Raw genomic sequence first — 16,703 nt, forward strand, 5'->3', positions numbered from 1 at the left:
TGCCCCGGATTGTCCGGGGCATTTTTTTGGGTACAAAAAAGCCCGCCATAAAGGCGGGCGAACTACGACATAGACACGTGATGAAAAAGGTTAGAGCTCAATCCAGGTGCTCTTGAGTTCCGTGTACTTCTCCATGGCGTGAAGGGATTTGTCACGGCCATTACCGGATTGCTTGTAGCCACCGAACGGCATGGTCATGTCGCCGCCGTCCCAGTTGTTGACGAACACGGTGCCGGCACGCAATGCGCGGCTGCCTCTGATGGCATTCTTGATGCTGCTGGTCCACAGACCCGCCGCCAGACCGTACTCACTGTCGTTGGCAATCTGGATCGCTTCATCCAGACCATCAAACCCGATCACGGAAAGCACCGGACCGAAGATCTCTTCGCGGGCCAGGGTGTGCTCCGGGGTCATGTCCGCCAGGATGGTGGGCGGGATAAACAACCCGGGACCTTCCTGCTTCGGCACACCACCGGCCAGCAGGGTCGCGCCCTCTGACAGGCCCAAATCGATGTATTTGCAGACCCGGTCAAACTGCAACTGGTCCACCATGGCGCCCATGGGAGTACTCGGATCGAGAGGATCGGCTGGCTGCCACTTGTTCAGCTCTGCGACCAGCTTGGGCAGGAATTGGTCTTTGATGGCGTTGTCCACCAGCAGGCGGGAGCCCGCTGTGCAGACTTCGCCCTGGTTGTAGCAGATGGCCGCAGCCGCAGTAGCCGCTGCTTTATCCAGGTCGTCACAGTCGGCGCACACGATGTGAGCGCTCTTGCCACCGCACTCCATAAAGGCGCGCTTCATATTGCTCTTACCGGCACACTCCAACAGATGTTTGCCGACGGCAGTGGAGCCGGTGAAGGTGATGCAGTCGATGTCCATATGCATCGCCAGCGCTTCCCCAACGGTGTGGCCGTAACCGGGCAGCACATTCAGCACACCATCGGGTAGCCCGGCCTGTTTGGCCAGTTCCGCCAGTTTCAGAGCGGACAGCGGCGACTTTTCAGACGGCTTGAGAATGATGGAGTTACCGGTAGCCAGGGCCGGGCCCAGTTTCCAGGCGGCCATCACCAGTGGGAAGTTCCAAGGCACCACGGCCGCGACCACACCCAATGGCTCGCGGGTGATCAACGCCAGTGCACCGTCACCCACCGGCGCCACTTCGTCATAAAGCTTGTCGATCGCTTCGGCATGCCAGGAGATGGCCCGGGCGGTGGCGGGGGCATCGTAACCCAGGGCATCGCCAATCGGCTTGCCCATGTCCAAGGACTCCAGCAGTGCCAGTTCATCCCGGTGCTCGGCGATCAGTTCCGCGAAGCGCAACAGCACCGCTTTGCGTTGGGCCGGTGCCTGACCCGCCCAGCGGCGGTCATTGAATGCCGTGCGTGCGGCGGCGACCGCCAGGTCAGCATCCGCCTTGTCGCAACTGGCCACTTTGGCCAGCACTTCACCGGTGGCGGGATTGATGGTATCGAAGGTGTCGCCGCTCTGGGCGTCGACAAAGCGGCCATCAATAAAGGCCTGGGTGACCAGGGATAGGGACTGGGCACGGTCGTGCCAGTGTGTAGCGTCCGTCATGATTAGGGGCTCCATGCCTGCGGGCTGAAAGTTTAAACATATTAAACATTGAGCCCCTAATCAACGGATGTGAATAATAAAATAAACGCGAAGTCAGAATGTCGCTGGCGTATTGGCGGAAACCAGCACCACAGGAACATCGCCAATCACACGAAATCGGTGGGGTCGCTGGCTTGAGAAATAGTAGCCATCGCCCGGGCCCAACTCGCTGATCTCCTCGCCGACGGTGAGTTCCAGCAGGCCCGAGATCACCACACCACACTCTTCGCCATCGTGGGTCAGCATCTCTTCACCGGTGTCGCTGCCAGGGGGCATGGTTTCGTGCAGCATACCGATAGCGCGCTCCCGAATCGAATGGCCTACCAGCTTGTACTGGATTGGGCCGGAGCCGATGTTGGGCATATCTTCAGCGCGAAACACCACCTGAGTGGGTTGCCGCTCTTCGTTATCAAAAAAGTTGGTGAGGGAGATTGGGATGCCTTCCAGGATCTTCTTTAGTGAGGCCACAGAAGGACTGACACTGTTTTTTTCGACCTGGGAGATGAACCCGTTGGTCACGCCGGTTCGTTTAGCCAGCTCTCGCTGGGACAGCCCGGCCTGAGTGCGCAATTGCCGTAACCGATTTCCGATGTCCATCGTCAGTGTGTTGCCTCCTGGTTAAAATTCGCCCTTGGCAGACGAAAGTGTTTAGTATTATCCTGCGATTTGTTAAGTATCATATAACGAGCGGCGGATAATGAAAACCGCTCAGACCAAGACGCCGGACGCGTCTTTTTATTGGTCACAGGTGTTTAGTATTTTGCTAACCAATGTCAGTAAGTTAAACGTCTCAGGAGGAGCCATGGCACAGGACACTCAACGACAGGGAACCGATCCGGGTGCGTTGGCCCCGTTTTGGATGCCCTTTACCGCGAATAAGCAGTTTAAGGCCAGCCCCCGTTTGCTGAAGTCAGCAAAGGGGATGTACTACCAGAGTGTGGATGACCGTCCCATCCTGGATGGCACGGCAGGCCTGTGGTGCTGCAACGCGGGTCATGGTCGCAGCAAGATTACTGAAGCGGTTCGTCATCAGATTGAGGAACTGGACTTCGCCCCGACCTTTCAGATGGGCCACCCTCTGCCGTTCGAGTTTGCCCGTCGCCTGGCGGAGCTGACGCCGGATGGTCTGGACCGGGTGTTCTTCACCAACTCTGGCTCCGAGTCCGCAGACACCGCGCTGAAAATCGCCCTGCAATACCATCGTATGCGTGGAGAGGGGCAGCGCACCCGCTTTATCGGCCGGGAAAAGGGGTATCACGGTGTGGGCTTTGGCGGCATCTCCGTCGGCGGTTTGGGCAACAACCGTAAAGGGTTTGGCCCTCTGTTGACCGGCGTTGACCACCTGCCGCACACCCTGAACATTGAGCGCAACGCCTTTACCCGTGGCCTCCCTGAGCCGGACATGAGTCTGGCAGATCGTCTGGAGGAACTGGTGGCTCTGCACGGCGCGGACACCATCGCCGCGGTGATCGTGGAGCCGATGGCAGGCAGTGCTGGCGTCATTCTTCCGCCTAAGGGCTATCTGAAGCGCCTGCGGGAGATCTGTACCCGCCACGGCATCCTGCTGATCTTTGATGAAGTGATCACCGGCTTTGGTCGTCTGGGCAGCCCGTTTGCCGCCCAGGAGTTTGACGTGGTTCCGGATATCCTGACCAGCGCCAAGGGCCTGACCAACGGTGCCATCCCGATGGGCGCCGTGTTTGTTCAGAACGCCATCTATGACCAGTTTATGGAGTCCGGCGGTCCGGCCATTGAACTGTTCCACGGCTACACCTACTCGGGTCACCCGGTCGCGGCAGCGGCGGGCCTCGCCACCCTGGACGTTTATCAATCTGAAGGATTGCTGACCCGTGCCTCCGAACTGGCGGGTTACTGGGAGGAGTCGCTGCACAGCCTTAAGGTACTCAATAACGTCATCGACATCCGTAACTACGGCCTGGTCGGGGCGATTGAGCTGAGCTCCCGTGACGGTGCCCCCGGCAGTCGCGCGTTTGAGGTGTTTACCAAGGCCTTCGAGATGGGCGCCCTTGTCCGTGTGACCGGCGATGTCATTGCCCTCTCTCCACCGCTCATCATTGAGCGGGAACAGATTGACCAGCTTATTCGCATTGTGGCGGACGCCATCAGTGCCACCCAATAACAGGAGCAGTAACGTGCAAAGGATCGATAATTTTGTTGCAGGCAAATTGGCCGCCAGTGCCAGCGGGCGATTTGCCACCGTTCATAACCCGGCAACCGGCGAAGCGATCGCCGAAGTGGGGCTTTCCACCACTGCTGAGGTGAACGATGTGGTAGCCGTTGCTAAGGCGGCGCAGGCGGATTGGGCGGCGGTTACGCCGTTGAACCGGGCCCGGGTTCTGTTCCGCTTCAAAGCGCTGATGGACCAGCATAAAGATGAACTGGCAGCACTGATCACCACCGAACACGGCAAAATCTACTCCGACGCTCATGGTGAGCTGATCCGGGGCCTGGAGGTGGTGGAATTCGCCTGTGGGATCCCGCATCTGATTAAGGGTGAGCACAGCCAGAACCTGGGCACCGCGGTGGACAGCTTCTCCGTGATGCAGCCGGTTGGCGTGTGCGCGGGCATTACTCCCTTTAACTTCCCCGCCATGGTGGCGTTGTGGATGTTCCCCATCGCACTGGCGTGCGGCAACAGCTTTATCCTGAAGCCCTCTGAGAAAGATCCGAGCCTCTCCCTGCGTATGGCGGAACTGCTCAAGGAAGCGGGACTGCCGGATGGCGTCTTTAACGTGGTTCAGGGCGACAAGGAGTCGGTAGACGCGCTGATCACCCATTCCGATGTGGCGGCAGTCAGCTTTGTGGGCTCCACCCCCATCGCCGAATACATCTACAGTACCGCCAACGCCCACGGCAAGCGGGTGCAGGCACTGGGTGGGGCCAAGAACCACCTGCTGGTGATGCCCGATGCCGACCTGGAAGGCGTATCCGGTGCCCTGATGGGCGCCGCCTACGGTGCGGCGGGTGAGCGCTGCATGGCGATCTCCGTTGCCGTCGTGGTAGGCGATGAAGCGGCAGACCGTCTGGTGGCGTCACTGAAGCCCCGGGTTGAGGCGCTGCGTGTGGGGCCGGGACTGGCGGCACTGGAAGGTCAGGGGCCGGAGAACGAGATGGGCCCGGTGATCAGCAAGGTGCATCGCGACAGCATCATCGGCTACATCGACAGCGGCGTGGAAGCTGGCGCCGAACTGGTGGTGGATGGCCGCACTCTGGCAGGCCAGGGGCCAGGCTACTTCCTGGGGGGCACTCTGTTCGACAAAGTAACCCCTGAGATGCGCATCTACCGCGAGGAGATTTTTGGACCGGTGCTGGCGGTGGTGCGTGTGCCGGATTATGAAACCGGCTTGAAGCTTATCAACGACCATGAGTATGGTAACGGAACGGCGATCTTCACCCAGAGCGGTGAGATTGCCCGGGACTTTGGTCACCGGGTTCAGGTCGGAATGGTGGGCGTGAATGTGCCGATCCCCGTTCCGATGGCGTTCCACAGCTTCGGTGGCTGGAAACGCTCGGTGTTTGGTCCTCTGAACATGCATGGCCCGGATGGGGTGCGCTTCTACACCAAGATGAAGACCATCACCGCCCGCTGGCCGAAGACGGAAGGGGCAGAGTTTGTGATGCCCACCATGAAGTAAGGGTGACAAGGATGGTGATAGGGATCCTGGATTGCGACAAGGTGGATCCAGCGCTGGCAGTGGATTACGGCCAGTATGGCGACATGTTTGAGGCAGGGTTTAACCGGGTCAGTCCCGGTACCCAGTGCCGCATCTATGACGCCCAGGCGGATTCACTGCCGTCGGTCGATGAGTGCGATGGCTGGGTGATCTCAGGCAGTCGCCACAGCGCCTATGAGCCGCTGGATTGGATCGAGCGTCTGGGTGAGTGGACCCGAGTGGCGTTTGCCGCCCAGGTTCCCGTGGCGGGGATCTGCTTTGGTCACCAGTTGCTGGCCCAAGCCTTGGGCGGCGAGGTACGGAAAGCGGAACAGGGTTGGGGTATGGGCCCCTACGATACGGAAGTGGTGCTTCAGGCGCCCTGGATGCAGGGGGCGGAGCCGACACTGCGTCTGCTCTCCTCGCACCAGGACCAGGTGATGGTTTTGCCTCCCGATGCGGAACTGCTGGCCACCAGCGCCTTCTGCCCCAACTACAGTTTTGCGATTGGGGATCGGGTCTTTACCGTTCAGGGGCATCCGGAGTTTCTGATTGGATACAACCGGGCTCTGGCGGAGAAGCGACGGGAGCAGATCGGCGAGGCTGTGTATCAGCAGGCGATCGCCGGATTTGATCACCCGGTGGATTCTGACCGGTTCCTGAGCTGGATCCTGAACTTTATCCGTCAGTCGCGCTAATGCCCTGACGGCAGAAAAAACGCCCCGAAACGGGGCGTTTTTTTATGGGTGTTCCGGACTGTCTGTGACCGGTTCAAACACGGTTCTGCAGTGGTGACTTTTCAGCAGGTAGAGGCCGGTCCAGAAACTCAGCATCAGCATCAGGGCAGGGGCCCAGTGGAAAGCGCCATGGCTGAGGTAGATTGCTTTGATCTGCAATACGAGATGGGCACTCCAGCTAGCCAGCAGCAGGGGGCGTCCCCACTGCCACAGCCGGGCTGCGGCGCCGCCTTTGTGACGCTGACTTTGTGCCCACAAAAGTGCCAGGGCGGGCAGCCCCAGCAGCAGACCAAGATAGAAATCCTGACGGTCGGGGTAGAACAGCCCCATCAGGTCAGCGCCATGTTGACGACTGGCGGCGCTGAGCAGAAACAACAGCCAGGTTTTGGCACAGAACAGGAGCACCAGTATCAGCCAGGGGCCGGGCTTGAGCAGACCATAGCGGTCAAAATCGTCGAAGGTGTACTGGCCCATGGTTTGCTCTCGTTAATAAGGGGATGCTAACCAGATGGGGGGGCGGAAGCCGGTTTTCAACCCAGCGGTTGATAAGCTCGCACTTTCACCGTCAGCCAGTGTACCCCAAGGCGGGTGGCTTCAAGCTGCACCATCAGGCCATCCAGTTCAGGCGCAAACCAGAAGGTGGCCACCCGGGCTTCATTGGGGTGGTCCTGAACGAACTTGTGGGTCAGTAGCGGGCCCAGTTTAGTATCGAGGGTTTCCGTGCCCTGGTATTCGAACAGGTATTCCCGGGTCTCATCGCCCCAGGTGTAGGAGAGTTGAACGTCCTCCCGGGCCTGACTCAGGATCCGGAGCATCTGCGCGGGCTCCCACTGAGCTCGCGGGAACTCCTCGGTATCCGGCAGGGTTTCGCCGTTGAGCGTGACGGTATAGCGTCCGCTTGAGTTCAGGCCGCCATCAAGGAACCGGTGAGAAAACCAGCCATCAAATTCGGTTTGATAGGGGCCGGGAACCAGCGTGTCGTCCTGCATGCCAAAACGGCTTTCGTGGTCAATATGCTGACCGATCACGCAGATTTTGCCACTGGCCTGGTAGCGGTATTCGCCGTCCGGCTCGGCTTCAAGGCGCAACTTCCCCTTTCCACAGGGCAGACCGGTGGTGTAAGCCTGGTAACGGGCTTCAAAAGGCACCGGCGAAGCGATGGCTAAAGCGGGCAGCAGGGACAGTAACAACAGGGCTCGGGTCATCAGGGGCTCCAAATGGCGGGCCATAAGACTACTGTCACTGAGCGCGTTCGCCAAGGAATTTAGTCGGAGCGGGGGTGGAGTTTCAGGTGACTCAGCGCGTTGTTGAGCGCCTCCCTGGCGTCCTGGATCATCGCTTCCAACTCGGCACTGGAGGTGTAGCCCGCCATGTCCACCGGGTATCGGATGTAACGTGCCGGAAGTTGGTTGAGGGCCAAGCAGGTGAGGTCAGTCAGTTGGTCTTCACTGAGCTCGAGGTGCAGGTCCTTCTCGAGAATGGCCTGACGGATAAGGGTTTCGTTGTAGTTTCGAATGTCCAGTTCCATGGCGCCCCCCTGGCTAGATAAACTCCGATGCGGCTAAGAACAGCTGTTGATGGCGCGGGATAAGATCCCCGTGACATTTAGCATACCCTCCGCCAATCACTGCCGCCACCGGGATCCCTCTGTCCATGGCGGCACTCATAACCGCATGATCCCGTTGAAACAGTCCCGCATCGCTCAGCTCGAGATAGCCCAGTGCATCGTCGCGGTGAACATCCACGCCAGCGTCATACAGAATCAGGTCTGGTTGGTAGAGGTTAAGCAGCCAGGGCAACAACTCGTTGAGTGTGGCCAGGTATTGCACGTCATCTACGCCGTTGTCGAGCGGGATGTCGATGTGGGAGTGGGCTTTCCGAGCGGGGAAGTTGCGTTCGCAATGGAGCGAACAGGTGATGATTTCCGGATCATCCTGACACAGTGTTGCCGTACCGTCGCCCTGATGCACATCGCAATCCAGGATCAGTATTCGGCTGAGTTGCTGCTGAGCCATCATCAGACGGGCAGCGAGAACCAGATCGTTAAAGACACAGAAGCCACTGCCAAAGTCGCGGTGGGCGTGATGGTAGCCCCCGGAAAGATGGCAAGCCACGCCGTGCTCCAGCGCCAACTCTGCGGTGCGCACCGTGCCGCCACAGGCGGTCAGTGTGCGCTGCACCAGCGGAGCACTCCAGGGAAAGCCCAGCCGTCGCTGTGCCTTTGGATCCAGCGTGCCTTCTGCAAACCGGCGCACGTAATCCGGGCAGTGCACCTGGGCAACCTGATCCAGAGTCAGAGGCTCGGGCTGATGGATGGCGTCGGGGTGCAAAACGCCTTCACGCAGCAGGTGCTCATAGAGCAGCCGATACTTGTGGATAGGGAAGCGATGGTTATCCGGCAGAGGCAGTGCCGAATAGATGGGGTGATAGACGGCTTGTAGCATAAATTCGGGCCGCCTTTGGGGCGGCCCGGAACGGTTTACAGCTGCTGGACGGCCCAGCTCATAAAGGCCTTGCGGGTGGCGTCGTCCGCCTGTTCCCACCAGTACTTGAGCATCTCTTCTGCGCGATCGTCACCCTGAGCCGGAGCCGGCTTGATCTCCTTGGGTGCGCTGCTGACGGCAGCGGCGGCAGAGGCGCTGGCGGTAGCGGCCAGAGCGGCTTCTTCGGGGCTGGGCGCCTTGGGCTCTTCACCCAGCAGTTTGTCGACGAAACTGGCTTCATCAGACTGGGTTTGCTGCAGTGAGAACTGCGCGGCTGCACCATTGTTGGCGGTGATCACGACCTTAGGGGCCTCGGCGTAGGCTTCAGCGGTGCTGATGTCCACGATGCGGCGATCCGCTTTGAGGACATAGTCCACCCCTTGCTCCACCTGCAGGGTGATCACAAACGGGGAGGAGGAGATTCGGCGGTGTCCGTCACCCACGCTCTCCGGAACCAGATCTTTGTACTGCAGGGCAATCTTGCGCTGTCCCGGGGTGAGGTCCAATTCATCCTTGTGGCTGAACAGAGAAGTGGACACCTTGGTGCCATCCAGGGCCACAAACTGAAACTCCATGGGAATGGTCAGGCTTTCCGCCCAGGTAACAGGGGCTGCCAGCAGGGCAAGGCTCAATGCCATAGCCTTTTTCATTGGGTTCTCCTTTAGAACGATCGGCGTCCGGGCTTTTCCAGTTGCGCGATGCGCTGCTCGATAAAGGTCATTGCCTGATGACAACGGCCCAGTCGTTTCTGGGTAGCCAGGATCTCATTCTGCAGTGTGATTTTCTCCGCGCCCTGATGCAAGTCCAGTTTCTGCCCCAGTTCACGGATTTTTTGCTCCAGTCGCATTGCCCAGTTCTGGTGCTTGCGAAGCTCGTCATACAACTGATGGCTCGAGCGCATAACGGAGCGGGCAATCCAGTGATATTCGTTCTCTGTCTTGCTGCTGCGGCGCCGGGCTCCGGCCAAAGCGCTGGTCTGGTGGCCCCGTCTCATTACGGCGGTGTTGGCCAGGGCCTGAGCCAGAGCCGAAAATCGGTTGGCAAAGCGCTGACAAACCAGCTCAACCGCTTCCGGGCGGGCGCCCAACTGCTCAAGTTGGGCGATCTGATCGAGGTCTTTTCTCAGCACACTTAAGCAGCCACTCAGGCTGGCTCCCTGATGCTCAAACAGCTGGTCATGGAAGGCGCTCTGGTTGGCCAGCCACTTCTTGTCGGCGGCGGTCAGAGAGGCGTCATGCTCACGTACCTGCGCTTCCAGGCGGGCCAACTGCGCTTCAAGTCGCTGAAACAGTGGGCTGCTCATAGCCAGGCCTTCCAGGCAAGGTTCGCGGCAATGACCATCACCATGGTGATGAACACCGGGCGAATAAACCGGCCGCCAAAGCGGATGGCGGAGTGAGCGCCAATCCAGGCTCCCGCCATCAGGGACAGCCCCATGGCGATGCCGATGCCGAACTGCACGTGTCCCAGACCGATAAAAAATCCCAGGGAGGTGGCGTTGCTGACGAAGTTCATGCTTCTGGCCAGGCCGGAGGAGAGCAGGATATTCATCTTGTACAACACCATGGAGGAGGCGGTCCAGAATGCGCCTGTGCCCGGCCCGGCAAAGCCATCGTAGAAGCCGATGGTCAAGCCCTGACTCCACTGTCGGCGGTGAATCGAGGGGGTCGGTTCCGGCAACTGGTGCTGCTCCTCTTTAGGAGGCTTGCTCAGCAGTGAATGAACGGCGATGGCCAGGATCAGCAGGGGCAGTGCCCGTTCCAGCCAGCTTACGCTGATGGCATCGACTGCCAGGGTGCCAACGGCGGCACCAATAAAGGTGCCCCAAAAGGCGCGCTGCCAAAATCGGGGATCGAACAGCTTCTTCCGGTAGAAGGTCCAACTGGCGGTGGCGGAGCCAAAGGTGGCGGCCAGCTTATTGGTGCCCAGTGCCAGATGTGGCGGCAGGCCAGCCGTCAGCAGCGCGGGGATGGTCAGCAGGCCACCGCCTCCGGCGATGGCGTCGACAAAGCCAGCGACAAAAGCAACGGCGGCCAACATGGCCATCAGGTTAAGATCCAGAGCCAGCTCCAAGCAGGGTTCTCCTTAAGTCCGCCTCAGTATTCGATATGGCGGCGATAGGGGGGCAGCGAATTCAGCAGGGACGTGCCGTACTGCTTGCTGACAAGTCGTCGGTCGAGGATGGTGATCCTGCCATAATCCTGCTCATTGCGCAGCAAACGTCCGCAGGCCTGCACCAGCTTTTTGGCCGCGTCCGGGACCGCCAACTGCAGGAAAGGGTTACCGCCTTTGGCCTTGATGTACTCAGCGTGGGCCTGGTCAACCGGCGAAGTGGGGACGGCAAACGGTACCCGGGTGATGATCAGGTTGGTCAGGTAATCTCCCGGCAGATCCAGACCCTCTGAGAAGCTGCCGGTACCGAACAAAATAGAGGGTTTGCCAGCGTCGATGCGGGCTTTGTGCTCCCGGATCAGGTCCTGTCTCGGCGACTCCCCCTGCACCAGGATCGGTAATCGCTTAAACCGGCGCAGCGCATCGGCCACCGACTCCATCTGGCGGTAGGAGGTGAACAGCACGAGGCTGGCGGATTCCTCCTCCAGCAGGGTGGGGATCAGCTTGTTAAGCACTTCCGAGAAGCGGTCATGGTTCGGTTCCACCTCCACCTTGGGCAGGAACAGCGTGGCGTTGTCCTGATAATTGAAGGGGGAGGGCAGGTTGATGTAGCGAGTGCCATCGTCCGCCCGCAGCCCCACCTGGTGCCGATAGTGGTCGAAGTTGCCAAGCGCCATCAGGGTGGCAGACAGCAGGGCGACACCGGCAGCCTTGCTCCACAGCATCTCCTCGAGCATAAAGCCGATCTCGATAGGGGAGGCGCTGAACAGGTGGTCGTCCCGATTGCCGTCTAACTTGTCGATCCAGCGGGCCTGGGGAGCCCCTTTCTCCGGCACTGGCTTGGCCAGCATCTGCCAGAGGTTGTCCTGGTTCTCGAGTCGCTGCATGGCGAAGCCGAGATCCGCCACTAAGGGCTCGGCCTTATGGCCTTTGATCTCCCCATCTTTGATCGCTTCCATCAGCATCTGCTGCAGCTTGTTCAGCCGCTTGATGGCGCCGCGGCTGGCCCCACCGAGGCTCTCTGCCAGAGTGACCAGCACCGGCGGCAGAACGCCACCGGCAAAGCGATGGCGGCGCTCTTCATTGTCAAACAGGAAGGGGTTGTTGTCGCAGAACGCCTGCAACTGTCCCAACTGCTCACTGAGTACACCGACATCTTCGGACAGCTCGGAAGCGGTAATGGCGGCTTTGTCGCTGGCCAGCTCACGGGCGAGTTTGTGCGCCAGCTTTTCCAGCTTGCCCAACGCATCGATGGAGCCCTTTACCGTGGCGCTGGCGGCGGAAAAGTCTCGGGCCACCTGAGGCAGGTGATGGGCTTCGTCGAGCACGTAATACATGCTGTCCGGGTCCGGCAGAATTTTGCCACCGCCCAGTTCCAGATCGGCCAGCAGTAGACTGTGGTTGATGATCAGCACATCCCAACTGTCCATCTTTTCCCGGCTTTTGTGGAAGGGGCAGTCTCTGTGTGCGGTCAGTTGCCGGTTGCAACTGTGCTTATCGGAAGCAATTTGCGACCACAGAAAGTCCGATACCGGCTCCGGTACGGAATCCAGCTCACCGTCCCATTTGCCCTCGTGATAGGCCTGATGCAGACGCTTCAGCAGTGCCACATCGCCATCGGCGGGTTTGGTCTCCCACAGTGCCTCCTGGGCATCAGGCACTTCACCTGCGAGCAGTTCCAGTTTGGACAAGCAGACGTAACGCTGGCGCCCTTTGGCCAGGCCAAAGCGGAAGTTGAGGCCGCTGTGGCGCTGCAGCAGGGGTAAGTCCTTATTCACCAGCTGCTCCTGAAGAGCAACGGTGGCGGTGGAGATACAGAGTTTTTTGCCCTGGGCCAGTGCCAATGGCAGGGCGCCTAGGGCGTACGCCAGCGACTTACCGGTGCCGGTGCCCGCCTGGACGACAATGATGCGTCGGTCTTTCTGGTAGCTGCCTGACAGGGTTTTGGCGATCTCCGCCACCAGATAGTTCTGCTCTTTCCGTCGGACAAAATTGGGGATCGCCTCGGCCAGATTGTTGTAAGCCGTACGGGTGGCTTTTTTGACTTTGTCGCTGAGCATTGGAGGGCGGGATCCCTAACCGAGAAAATGGCTGTATAGAATACCAGTGTTTTTTGAGGAGTGCGCTCAGAAAGTCGCAAAGGAAGAGAGCGGGCCGACCCGGGTCGGCCCGCAAGGTCTTACAGGGAGATGAAGATCCCCGCCAGACAGGCGCTCATCAGGTTGGCCAGAGTGGCGGCCAGTACCGCTTTAACGCCCAGATCCGCCACGTCTTTGCGACGCTCTGGGGCCATCACGCCGATGGAACCCAACTGAATGGCGATGGAGCCGATGTTGGCGAACCCACACAGGGCAAAGGTCACGATCACCTGAGTGTGCTCAGAGAGTGCTGCTTTGGCTTTGGCAAACTCCATAAAGGCGACAAACTCGTTCAGCACCAGCTTCTGGCCGATGTAACTGCCCGCTTCCACCATCTCGTTGGCCGGGACGCCAATCGCCAGAGCGAAGGGGGCAAACAGGTAGCCAAGTACCACCTGGAAAGTCAGCTCTTCAATACCCACCAGATCGCCCAGCAGGGTCAGGCCCGCATTGGCCATGGCGATCACACTGACAAAGGCGATCAGCATGGTACCGATGGCGACCGCCACTTTGGTGCCGTTCATGGCGCCGGTTGCCAGGGCATCGATGGCGTTGGACTGCTCACTTTCCCCCAGTTCGATCGATTCCTGGTCCGCCTGCTGCTCCTGCTCGGGCACCAGAAGTTTGGCCATCATCAGGCCGCCGGGGGCGGCCATAAAGCTGGCGGCGATCAGGTACTTCAGTTCTACCCCCAGGCCGACGTAACCACCCAGAACACTGCCCGCCACAGAGGCCATGCCGCCGGTCATCACCGCAAACAGCTCTGAGCGGGTCATGTGGGGCAAAAAGGGCTTTACCAGCAGCGGGGATTCCCCCTGGGAGAGGAAGATGTTTGAGGTGGCCACCAGGGATTCTGCCTTGCTGGTGCCAAGCAGTCGTTGAATCGCGCCGCCAATCACCTTGATTACCCACTGCATCACGCCGAGGTAGTAGAGCAGGGAGATCAGGGCGCTGACGAAGATCACCAGTGGCAGGACACGAACGGCGAAGATAAAGCCGTTGCTGGCGAGGTCACCAAACAGGAAGCCGATGCCGACATCGGCGAAACTCAGCAGTCCGGCTACGCCATTACTGACGCTGCCCAGCAGATTTTGGCCGACGGAAGAGTAGAGCACCAGGGCGGCAAAACCCGATTGCAGTGCGAGGGCACCCAAAACGGTTCGCCAGTTGATGGCACGGCGGTTTTCAGACAGCGCCCAGGCGCAGGCGAGCAGGGCGGCCATACCGGCCAATCCAGTCAAAAGAGTCATTAATTTGTCCAGCAGAGAGTTTAGAGAGAAAGGGAGTTCGCGCTAAAGCGGAAGAGAGTAGGGGGGCGATGATCGCCGGGTCTCAGGGTGTCCTCTGCCAGGACGGGTTTGGAAGGGGTTCCAACTTGCATGTAAGCATCACCTTTTTAACAAGCACTAACGGTGAGCTGGTCCGGTCCTTAGGGTCGTTCACAATCCTTGGTGACGGCTTGTTCAAAAGTGACTGAGCAGGGCTCAAGTCGGACGCGCATTCTACTGAGTGGTGATTGCCAGGGCAAGGCCAAATCCCGGGCAATCGAGAGTTTTTCTGTGGGGCTGTACTCGAGTCGAGGGGTGCATGACAATGTCGCTATGACAACACCTCAAATCGTTCGCGGCTGGTTGTTAAGCCGGGAATATCGCCCAGGCTCCGGCGGCGCTGAACTGGTCTACTGGCTCTCTACGGATTCCGGCCCCCGCTGTCTGGTGGTGCCGGACCAGCCCTACCTGGGAATCATTCGTCAATCGGAACAAGCCCAGTGGGAAAGTTGGTTGGGACGGCGTTCGGGCTGGCGGATCGCGCCCACGGATGCACGGGATTTTTCCCTGAATCCGGTCAGCGCCCTCTATCTCTCCGACCAGCGCCTGTGGCAATCGGTGAAGTCCGAGGCGAAAAACCGGGGCTGGACCCTGCTGGAGTCGGACATCCGTCCCTGTGATCGTTACCTGATGGAGCGCTATCTCTGTGGTGCGCTGGAAGCCAAGGTAAGCGATAACCAGATGGTTGCTGCACGCCCCGCGCATCCTGAGCACGCGCCCAGTTTGGTTTCTCTGGACATTGAGTGCAGTCGCCACGGCGAGCTTTACTCCGTTGGCCTGTATGGTCAGGACACCCGGCGGGTGTTGATGGTGGGGCCGGATCAGGGCGGACCGGAGTATCTGCAGTACGTGGCGGATGAAGCGGAACTGCTTCGGGCGCTGCTGCACTGGTTCGAACAGGATGACCCAGACGTGATCATCGGCTGGTCGGTGATCGGTTTCGATCTCGCGTTGTTGCACAAGCGTGCCCAGCATCACGGCATTAAGTTCAGTCTGGGTCGGGATGGCAGTGAGCCGCGCTGGCACGAGCAGGCGGGGCCTGGGCGAGATTGCGCTATTGCCGGACGTGCAGTGCTGGATGGCATTGAGTGGCTCAAAGCGGCCTTTTACCACTTTGACAGTTATGCCCTGGATGCGGTTGCCCAGTCGCTGCTGGGAGAGGGCAAGGCCTGCGACGATGTCAAAGGGCGGCTGGCGGAGATTGAGCATAACTTCCGGCATGACAAGCCCGCTCTGGCTCACTACAACCTGAAGGATTGTGAGCTGGTCTGGCGCATCTTCGAGAAGACCCAACTGTTGCCCTTTGCCCTTGCCCGCAGCCAGATGACCGGTTTGGAGCTGGACCGGACCGGTGGCTCCGTCGCGGCATTCACGCACCGTTACCTGCCTCTTCTGCATCGGGCTGGGTTCGTGGCCCCCAATCTGGACACCCACTCCATCCCACCCAGTCCGGGGGGCTACGTGATGGACTCGATACCGGGCAAGTACCGCAATGTGCTGGTGCTGGATTTTAAGAGTCTTTACCCCTCCATCATTCGCTCATTCCTAATCGACCCGATGGGAATGGTTACCGGAATGGCAGAGACAGATCCGACTCAGGTGGTTGAGGGGTTCCGTGGTGCGATGTTTCATCGAACCCATCACCGTTTGCCAGCCATCATTGCGGAGTTGGCGCAGCAGCGGGAAACCGCCAAACGTGAAGGCAATGCGCCGCTGTCTCAGGCGATCAAGATCCTGATGAACTCGTTTTACGGTGTCCTGGGGGCCGCCGGCTGTCGTTTCCATGACCCGCGCCTGGCCTCCTCAATCACCTTACGGGGCCATGAGATCATGAAAACCACCCGAAGCTGGATTGAATCGGAGGGGTACCGGGTGATCTACGGCGACACGGATTCTACCTTTGTGCATATCGGTGACCATCGGGATTCGGAGGAGGCCGAGCGCATCGGTAAGGCGCTGGTGGCGATGGTCAACCGCCGTTGGCATGAGCAGTTGGCGGAGCAGGGACTCGACAGCGCATTGGAGCTGGAGTTTGAGACCCACTTTCACCACTTTTTCATGCCCACCATTCGGGGTTCCAGCGAAGGATCTAAAAAGCGGTATGTCGGCGCAGTGGAAGGGCCGGAAGGGCTGGATTTGACCTTTAAGGGGATGGAAACCGTCCGCAGTGACTGGACGCCGCTGGCGCGGGCTTTTCAAAAGGAGCTCTATCTCAGTTGGTTTCAGGGGAAGCCGGTGACCGGTTTAATCCGCCGCTGGATTGAGGAGACCCGTTCCGGAGAGCGGGATAGTGAACTGATCTACAGCAAACGGTTGCGCCGAGATCTGGATGGATATCAGGCGAATGCGCCTCACGTTCAGGCGGCCCGACTCGCAAACCAGTTACAAAGTGACAAGGTATACCGAAAAGGCAGTCGAATTCGCTATTTTATCGGCCAGGGTGGACCTTTCCCTGCTGGCCTTGGTCAATCCGCCATCGATTATGAGCACTATGTGGAGAAGCAGTTAAAGCCTGTGGCGGAACCGGTTCTCACTCTGTTGGGGCGAACCTTTGCGGAGTTGGATGGGGATCAGCTTGGATTGTTTTGAATGTTAAAAAATGGTGAAAAGTATGCCA

At 59.4% G+C, this 16,703-nt stretch carries 15 protein-coding genes; 4 read left to right on the forward strand and 11 right to left on the reverse strand.

The annotated features are described in order from the left end of the window. Positions 1–90: 90 nt before the first annotated feature. Together KUV52_RS09425 and KUV52_RS09430 are read right to left on the reverse strand one after the other, a co-directional pair. Positions 91–1,575: an aldehyde dehydrogenase gene (locus tag KUV52_RS09425; RefSeq protein WP_222525687.1), complete on the reverse strand. Its 1,485-nt coding sequence runs from the start codon at positions 1,573–1,575 to the stop codon at positions 91–93. Positions 1,576–1,668: 93 nt separating this feature from the next. Further along, the gene (locus KUV52_RS09430) at positions 1,669–2,211 is read right to left on the reverse strand and encodes a cupin domain-containing protein (RefSeq protein ID WP_222525688.1); all 543 of its coding nucleotides are present in this window, start codon (positions 2,209–2,211) and stop codon (positions 1,669–1,671) included. Positions 2,212–2,416: 205 nt separating this feature from the next. Between KUV52_RS09430 and KUV52_RS09435 the strand changes: the two genes are divergently transcribed. The 3 genes from KUV52_RS09435 to KUV52_RS09445 are packed head-to-tail and all read left to right on the forward strand — an operon-like array spanning position 2,417 to position 5,986. After that, positions 2,417–3,754: an aspartate aminotransferase family protein gene (locus tag KUV52_RS09435; RefSeq protein ID WP_222525689.1), complete on the forward strand. Its 1,338-nt coding sequence runs from the start codon at positions 2,417–2,419 to the stop codon at positions 3,752–3,754. A gap of 13 nt (positions 3,755–3,767) precedes the next feature. Further along, on the forward strand, positions 3,768–5,270 hold the full coding sequence (locus tag KUV52_RS09440; RefSeq protein WP_222525690.1) for a CoA-acylating methylmalonate-semialdehyde dehydrogenase: 1,503 nt from the start codon (positions 3,768–3,770) through the stop codon (positions 5,268–5,270). An 11-nt stretch (positions 5,271–5,281) separates the two neighbouring features. Beyond that, a complete protein-coding gene (locus tag KUV52_RS09445; protein WP_222525691.1) occupies positions 5,282–5,986 on the forward strand; it encodes a glutamine amidotransferase-related protein in 705 nt (234 codons plus the stop codon). 42 nt (positions 5,987–6,028) lie between these two features. Here the strand turns inward: KUV52_RS09445 and KUV52_RS09450 are convergent, their stop codons facing one another. From KUV52_RS09450 to KUV52_RS09490, 9 genes are all read right to left on the reverse strand, one after another. Further along, positions 6,029–6,499 carry a DUF2919 domain-containing protein gene (locus tag KUV52_RS09450; protein ID WP_222525692.1) on the reverse strand — a complete coding sequence of 157 codons (471 nt, stop codon included), beginning with the start codon at positions 6,497–6,499 and terminating at the stop codon, positions 6,029–6,031. Between the two features lie 56 nt (positions 6,500–6,555). After that, complete coding sequence (locus KUV52_RS09455) at positions 6,556–7,230, reverse strand: DUF3108 domain-containing protein (protein ID WP_222525693.1); 675 nt, start codon at positions 7,228–7,230, stop codon at positions 6,556–6,558. A gap of 59 nt (positions 7,231–7,289) precedes the next feature. Further along, positions 7,290–7,553: a late competence development ComFB family protein gene (locus KUV52_RS09460; protein WP_222525694.1), complete on the reverse strand. Its 264-nt coding sequence runs from the start codon at positions 7,551–7,553 to the stop codon at positions 7,290–7,292. A 13-nt stretch (positions 7,554–7,566) separates the two neighbouring features. After that, complete coding sequence (locus KUV52_RS09465) at positions 7,567–8,469, reverse strand: histone deacetylase (RefSeq protein ID WP_222525695.1); 903 nt, start codon at positions 8,467–8,469, stop codon at positions 7,567–7,569. 35 nt (positions 8,470–8,504) lie between these two features. Further along, positions 8,505–9,158 carry a DUF2057 domain-containing protein gene (locus KUV52_RS09470; RefSeq protein ID WP_222525696.1) on the reverse strand — a complete coding sequence of 218 codons (654 nt, stop codon included), beginning with the start codon at positions 9,156–9,158 and terminating at the stop codon, positions 8,505–8,507. 11 nt (positions 9,159–9,169) lie between these two features. Then, a complete protein-coding gene (locus tag KUV52_RS09475; RefSeq protein ID WP_222525697.1) occupies positions 9,170–9,811 on the reverse strand; it encodes a primosomal replication protein in 642 nt (213 codons plus the stop codon). Continuing rightward, positions 9,808–10,554 carry a sulfite exporter TauE/SafE family protein gene (locus KUV52_RS09480; RefSeq protein WP_222526820.1) on the reverse strand — a complete coding sequence of 249 codons (747 nt, stop codon included), beginning with the start codon at positions 10,552–10,554 and terminating at the stop codon, positions 9,808–9,810. The genes KUV52_RS09475 and KUV52_RS09480 overlap by 4 nt, the downstream gene beginning before the upstream one ends. A 50-nt stretch (positions 10,555–10,604) precedes the next feature. Next, positions 10,605–12,680 carry an ATP-dependent DNA helicase DinG gene (dinG, locus tag KUV52_RS09485; RefSeq protein ID WP_222525698.1) on the reverse strand — a complete coding sequence of 692 codons (2,076 nt, stop codon included), beginning with the start codon at positions 12,678–12,680 and terminating at the stop codon, positions 10,605–10,607. A gap of 119 nt (positions 12,681–12,799) precedes the next feature. Next, positions 12,800–14,008: a NupC/NupG family nucleoside CNT transporter gene (locus tag KUV52_RS09490; protein WP_222525699.1), complete on the reverse strand. Its 1,209-nt coding sequence runs from the start codon at positions 14,006–14,008 to the stop codon at positions 12,800–12,802. A gap of 351 nt (positions 14,009–14,359) precedes the next feature. Here KUV52_RS09490 and KUV52_RS09495 point away from each other — a divergent pair, with 351 nt between their 5' ends. Then, positions 14,360–16,675, forward strand: coding sequence for a DNA polymerase II (locus tag KUV52_RS09495; protein WP_222525700.1), 2,316 nt, complete (start codon positions 14,360–14,362; stop codon positions 16,673–16,675). Positions 16,676–16,703: the final 28 nt, after the last annotated feature.

It is taken from the genome of Ferrimonas balearica (assembly GCF_019802055.1).
GTDB classification, from domain to species: domain Bacteria; phylum Pseudomonadota; class Gammaproteobacteria; order Enterobacterales; family Shewanellaceae; genus Ferrimonas; species Ferrimonas balearica_A.

What these genes read in the sequence shown, in the direction of transcription:
- KUV52_RS09495 (WP_222525700.1), top strand. Translation starts at nt 14,360, where the DNA reads ATGACAACACCTCAAATCGTTCGCGGCTGGTTGTTAAGCCGGGAATAT.
- KUV52_RS09430 (WP_222525688.1), bottom strand. Translation starts at nt 2,211, where the DNA reads ATGGACATCGGAAATCGGTTACGGCAATTGCGCACTCAGGCCGGGCTG.
- dinG (WP_222525698.1), bottom strand. Translation starts at nt 12,680, where the DNA reads ATGCTCAGCGACAAAGTCAAAAAAGCCACCCGTACGGCTTACAACAAT.
- KUV52_RS09460 (WP_222525694.1), bottom strand. Translation starts at nt 7,553, where the DNA reads ATGGAACTGGACATTCGAAACTACAACGAAACCCTTATCCGTCAGGCC.
- KUV52_RS09425 (WP_222525687.1), bottom strand. Translation starts at nt 1,575, where the DNA reads ATGACGGACGCTACACACTGGCACGACCGTGCCCAGTCCCTATCCCTG.
- KUV52_RS09480 (WP_222526820.1), bottom strand. Translation starts at nt 10,554, where the DNA reads ATGGCCATGTTGGCCGCCGTTGCTTTTGTCGCTGGCTTTGTCGACGCC.
- KUV52_RS09450 (WP_222525692.1), bottom strand. Translation starts at nt 6,499, where the DNA reads ATGGGCCAGTACACCTTCGACGATTTTGACCGCTATGGTCTGCTCAAG.
- KUV52_RS09465 (WP_222525695.1), bottom strand. Translation starts at nt 8,469, where the DNA reads ATGCTACAAGCCGTCTATCACCCCATCTATTCGGCACTGCCTCTGCCG.
- KUV52_RS09435 (WP_222525689.1), top strand. Translation starts at nt 2,417, where the DNA reads ATGGCACAGGACACTCAACGACAGGGAACCGATCCGGGTGCGTTGGCC.
- KUV52_RS09455 (WP_222525693.1), bottom strand. Translation starts at nt 7,230, where the DNA reads ATGACCCGAGCCCTGTTGTTACTGTCCCTGCTGCCCGCTTTAGCCATC.
- KUV52_RS09445 (WP_222525691.1), top strand. Translation starts at nt 5,282, where the DNA reads ATGGTGATAGGGATCCTGGATTGCGACAAGGTGGATCCAGCGCTGGCA.
- KUV52_RS09470 (WP_222525696.1), bottom strand. Translation starts at nt 9,158, where the DNA reads ATGAAAAAGGCTATGGCATTGAGCCTTGCCCTGCTGGCAGCCCCTGTT.
- KUV52_RS09475 (WP_222525697.1), bottom strand. Translation starts at nt 9,811, where the DNA reads ATGAGCAGCCCACTGTTTCAGCGACTTGAAGCGCAGTTGGCCCGCCTG.
- KUV52_RS09490 (WP_222525699.1), bottom strand. Translation starts at nt 14,008, where the DNA reads ATGACTCTTTTGACTGGATTGGCCGGTATGGCCGCCCTGCTCGCCTGC.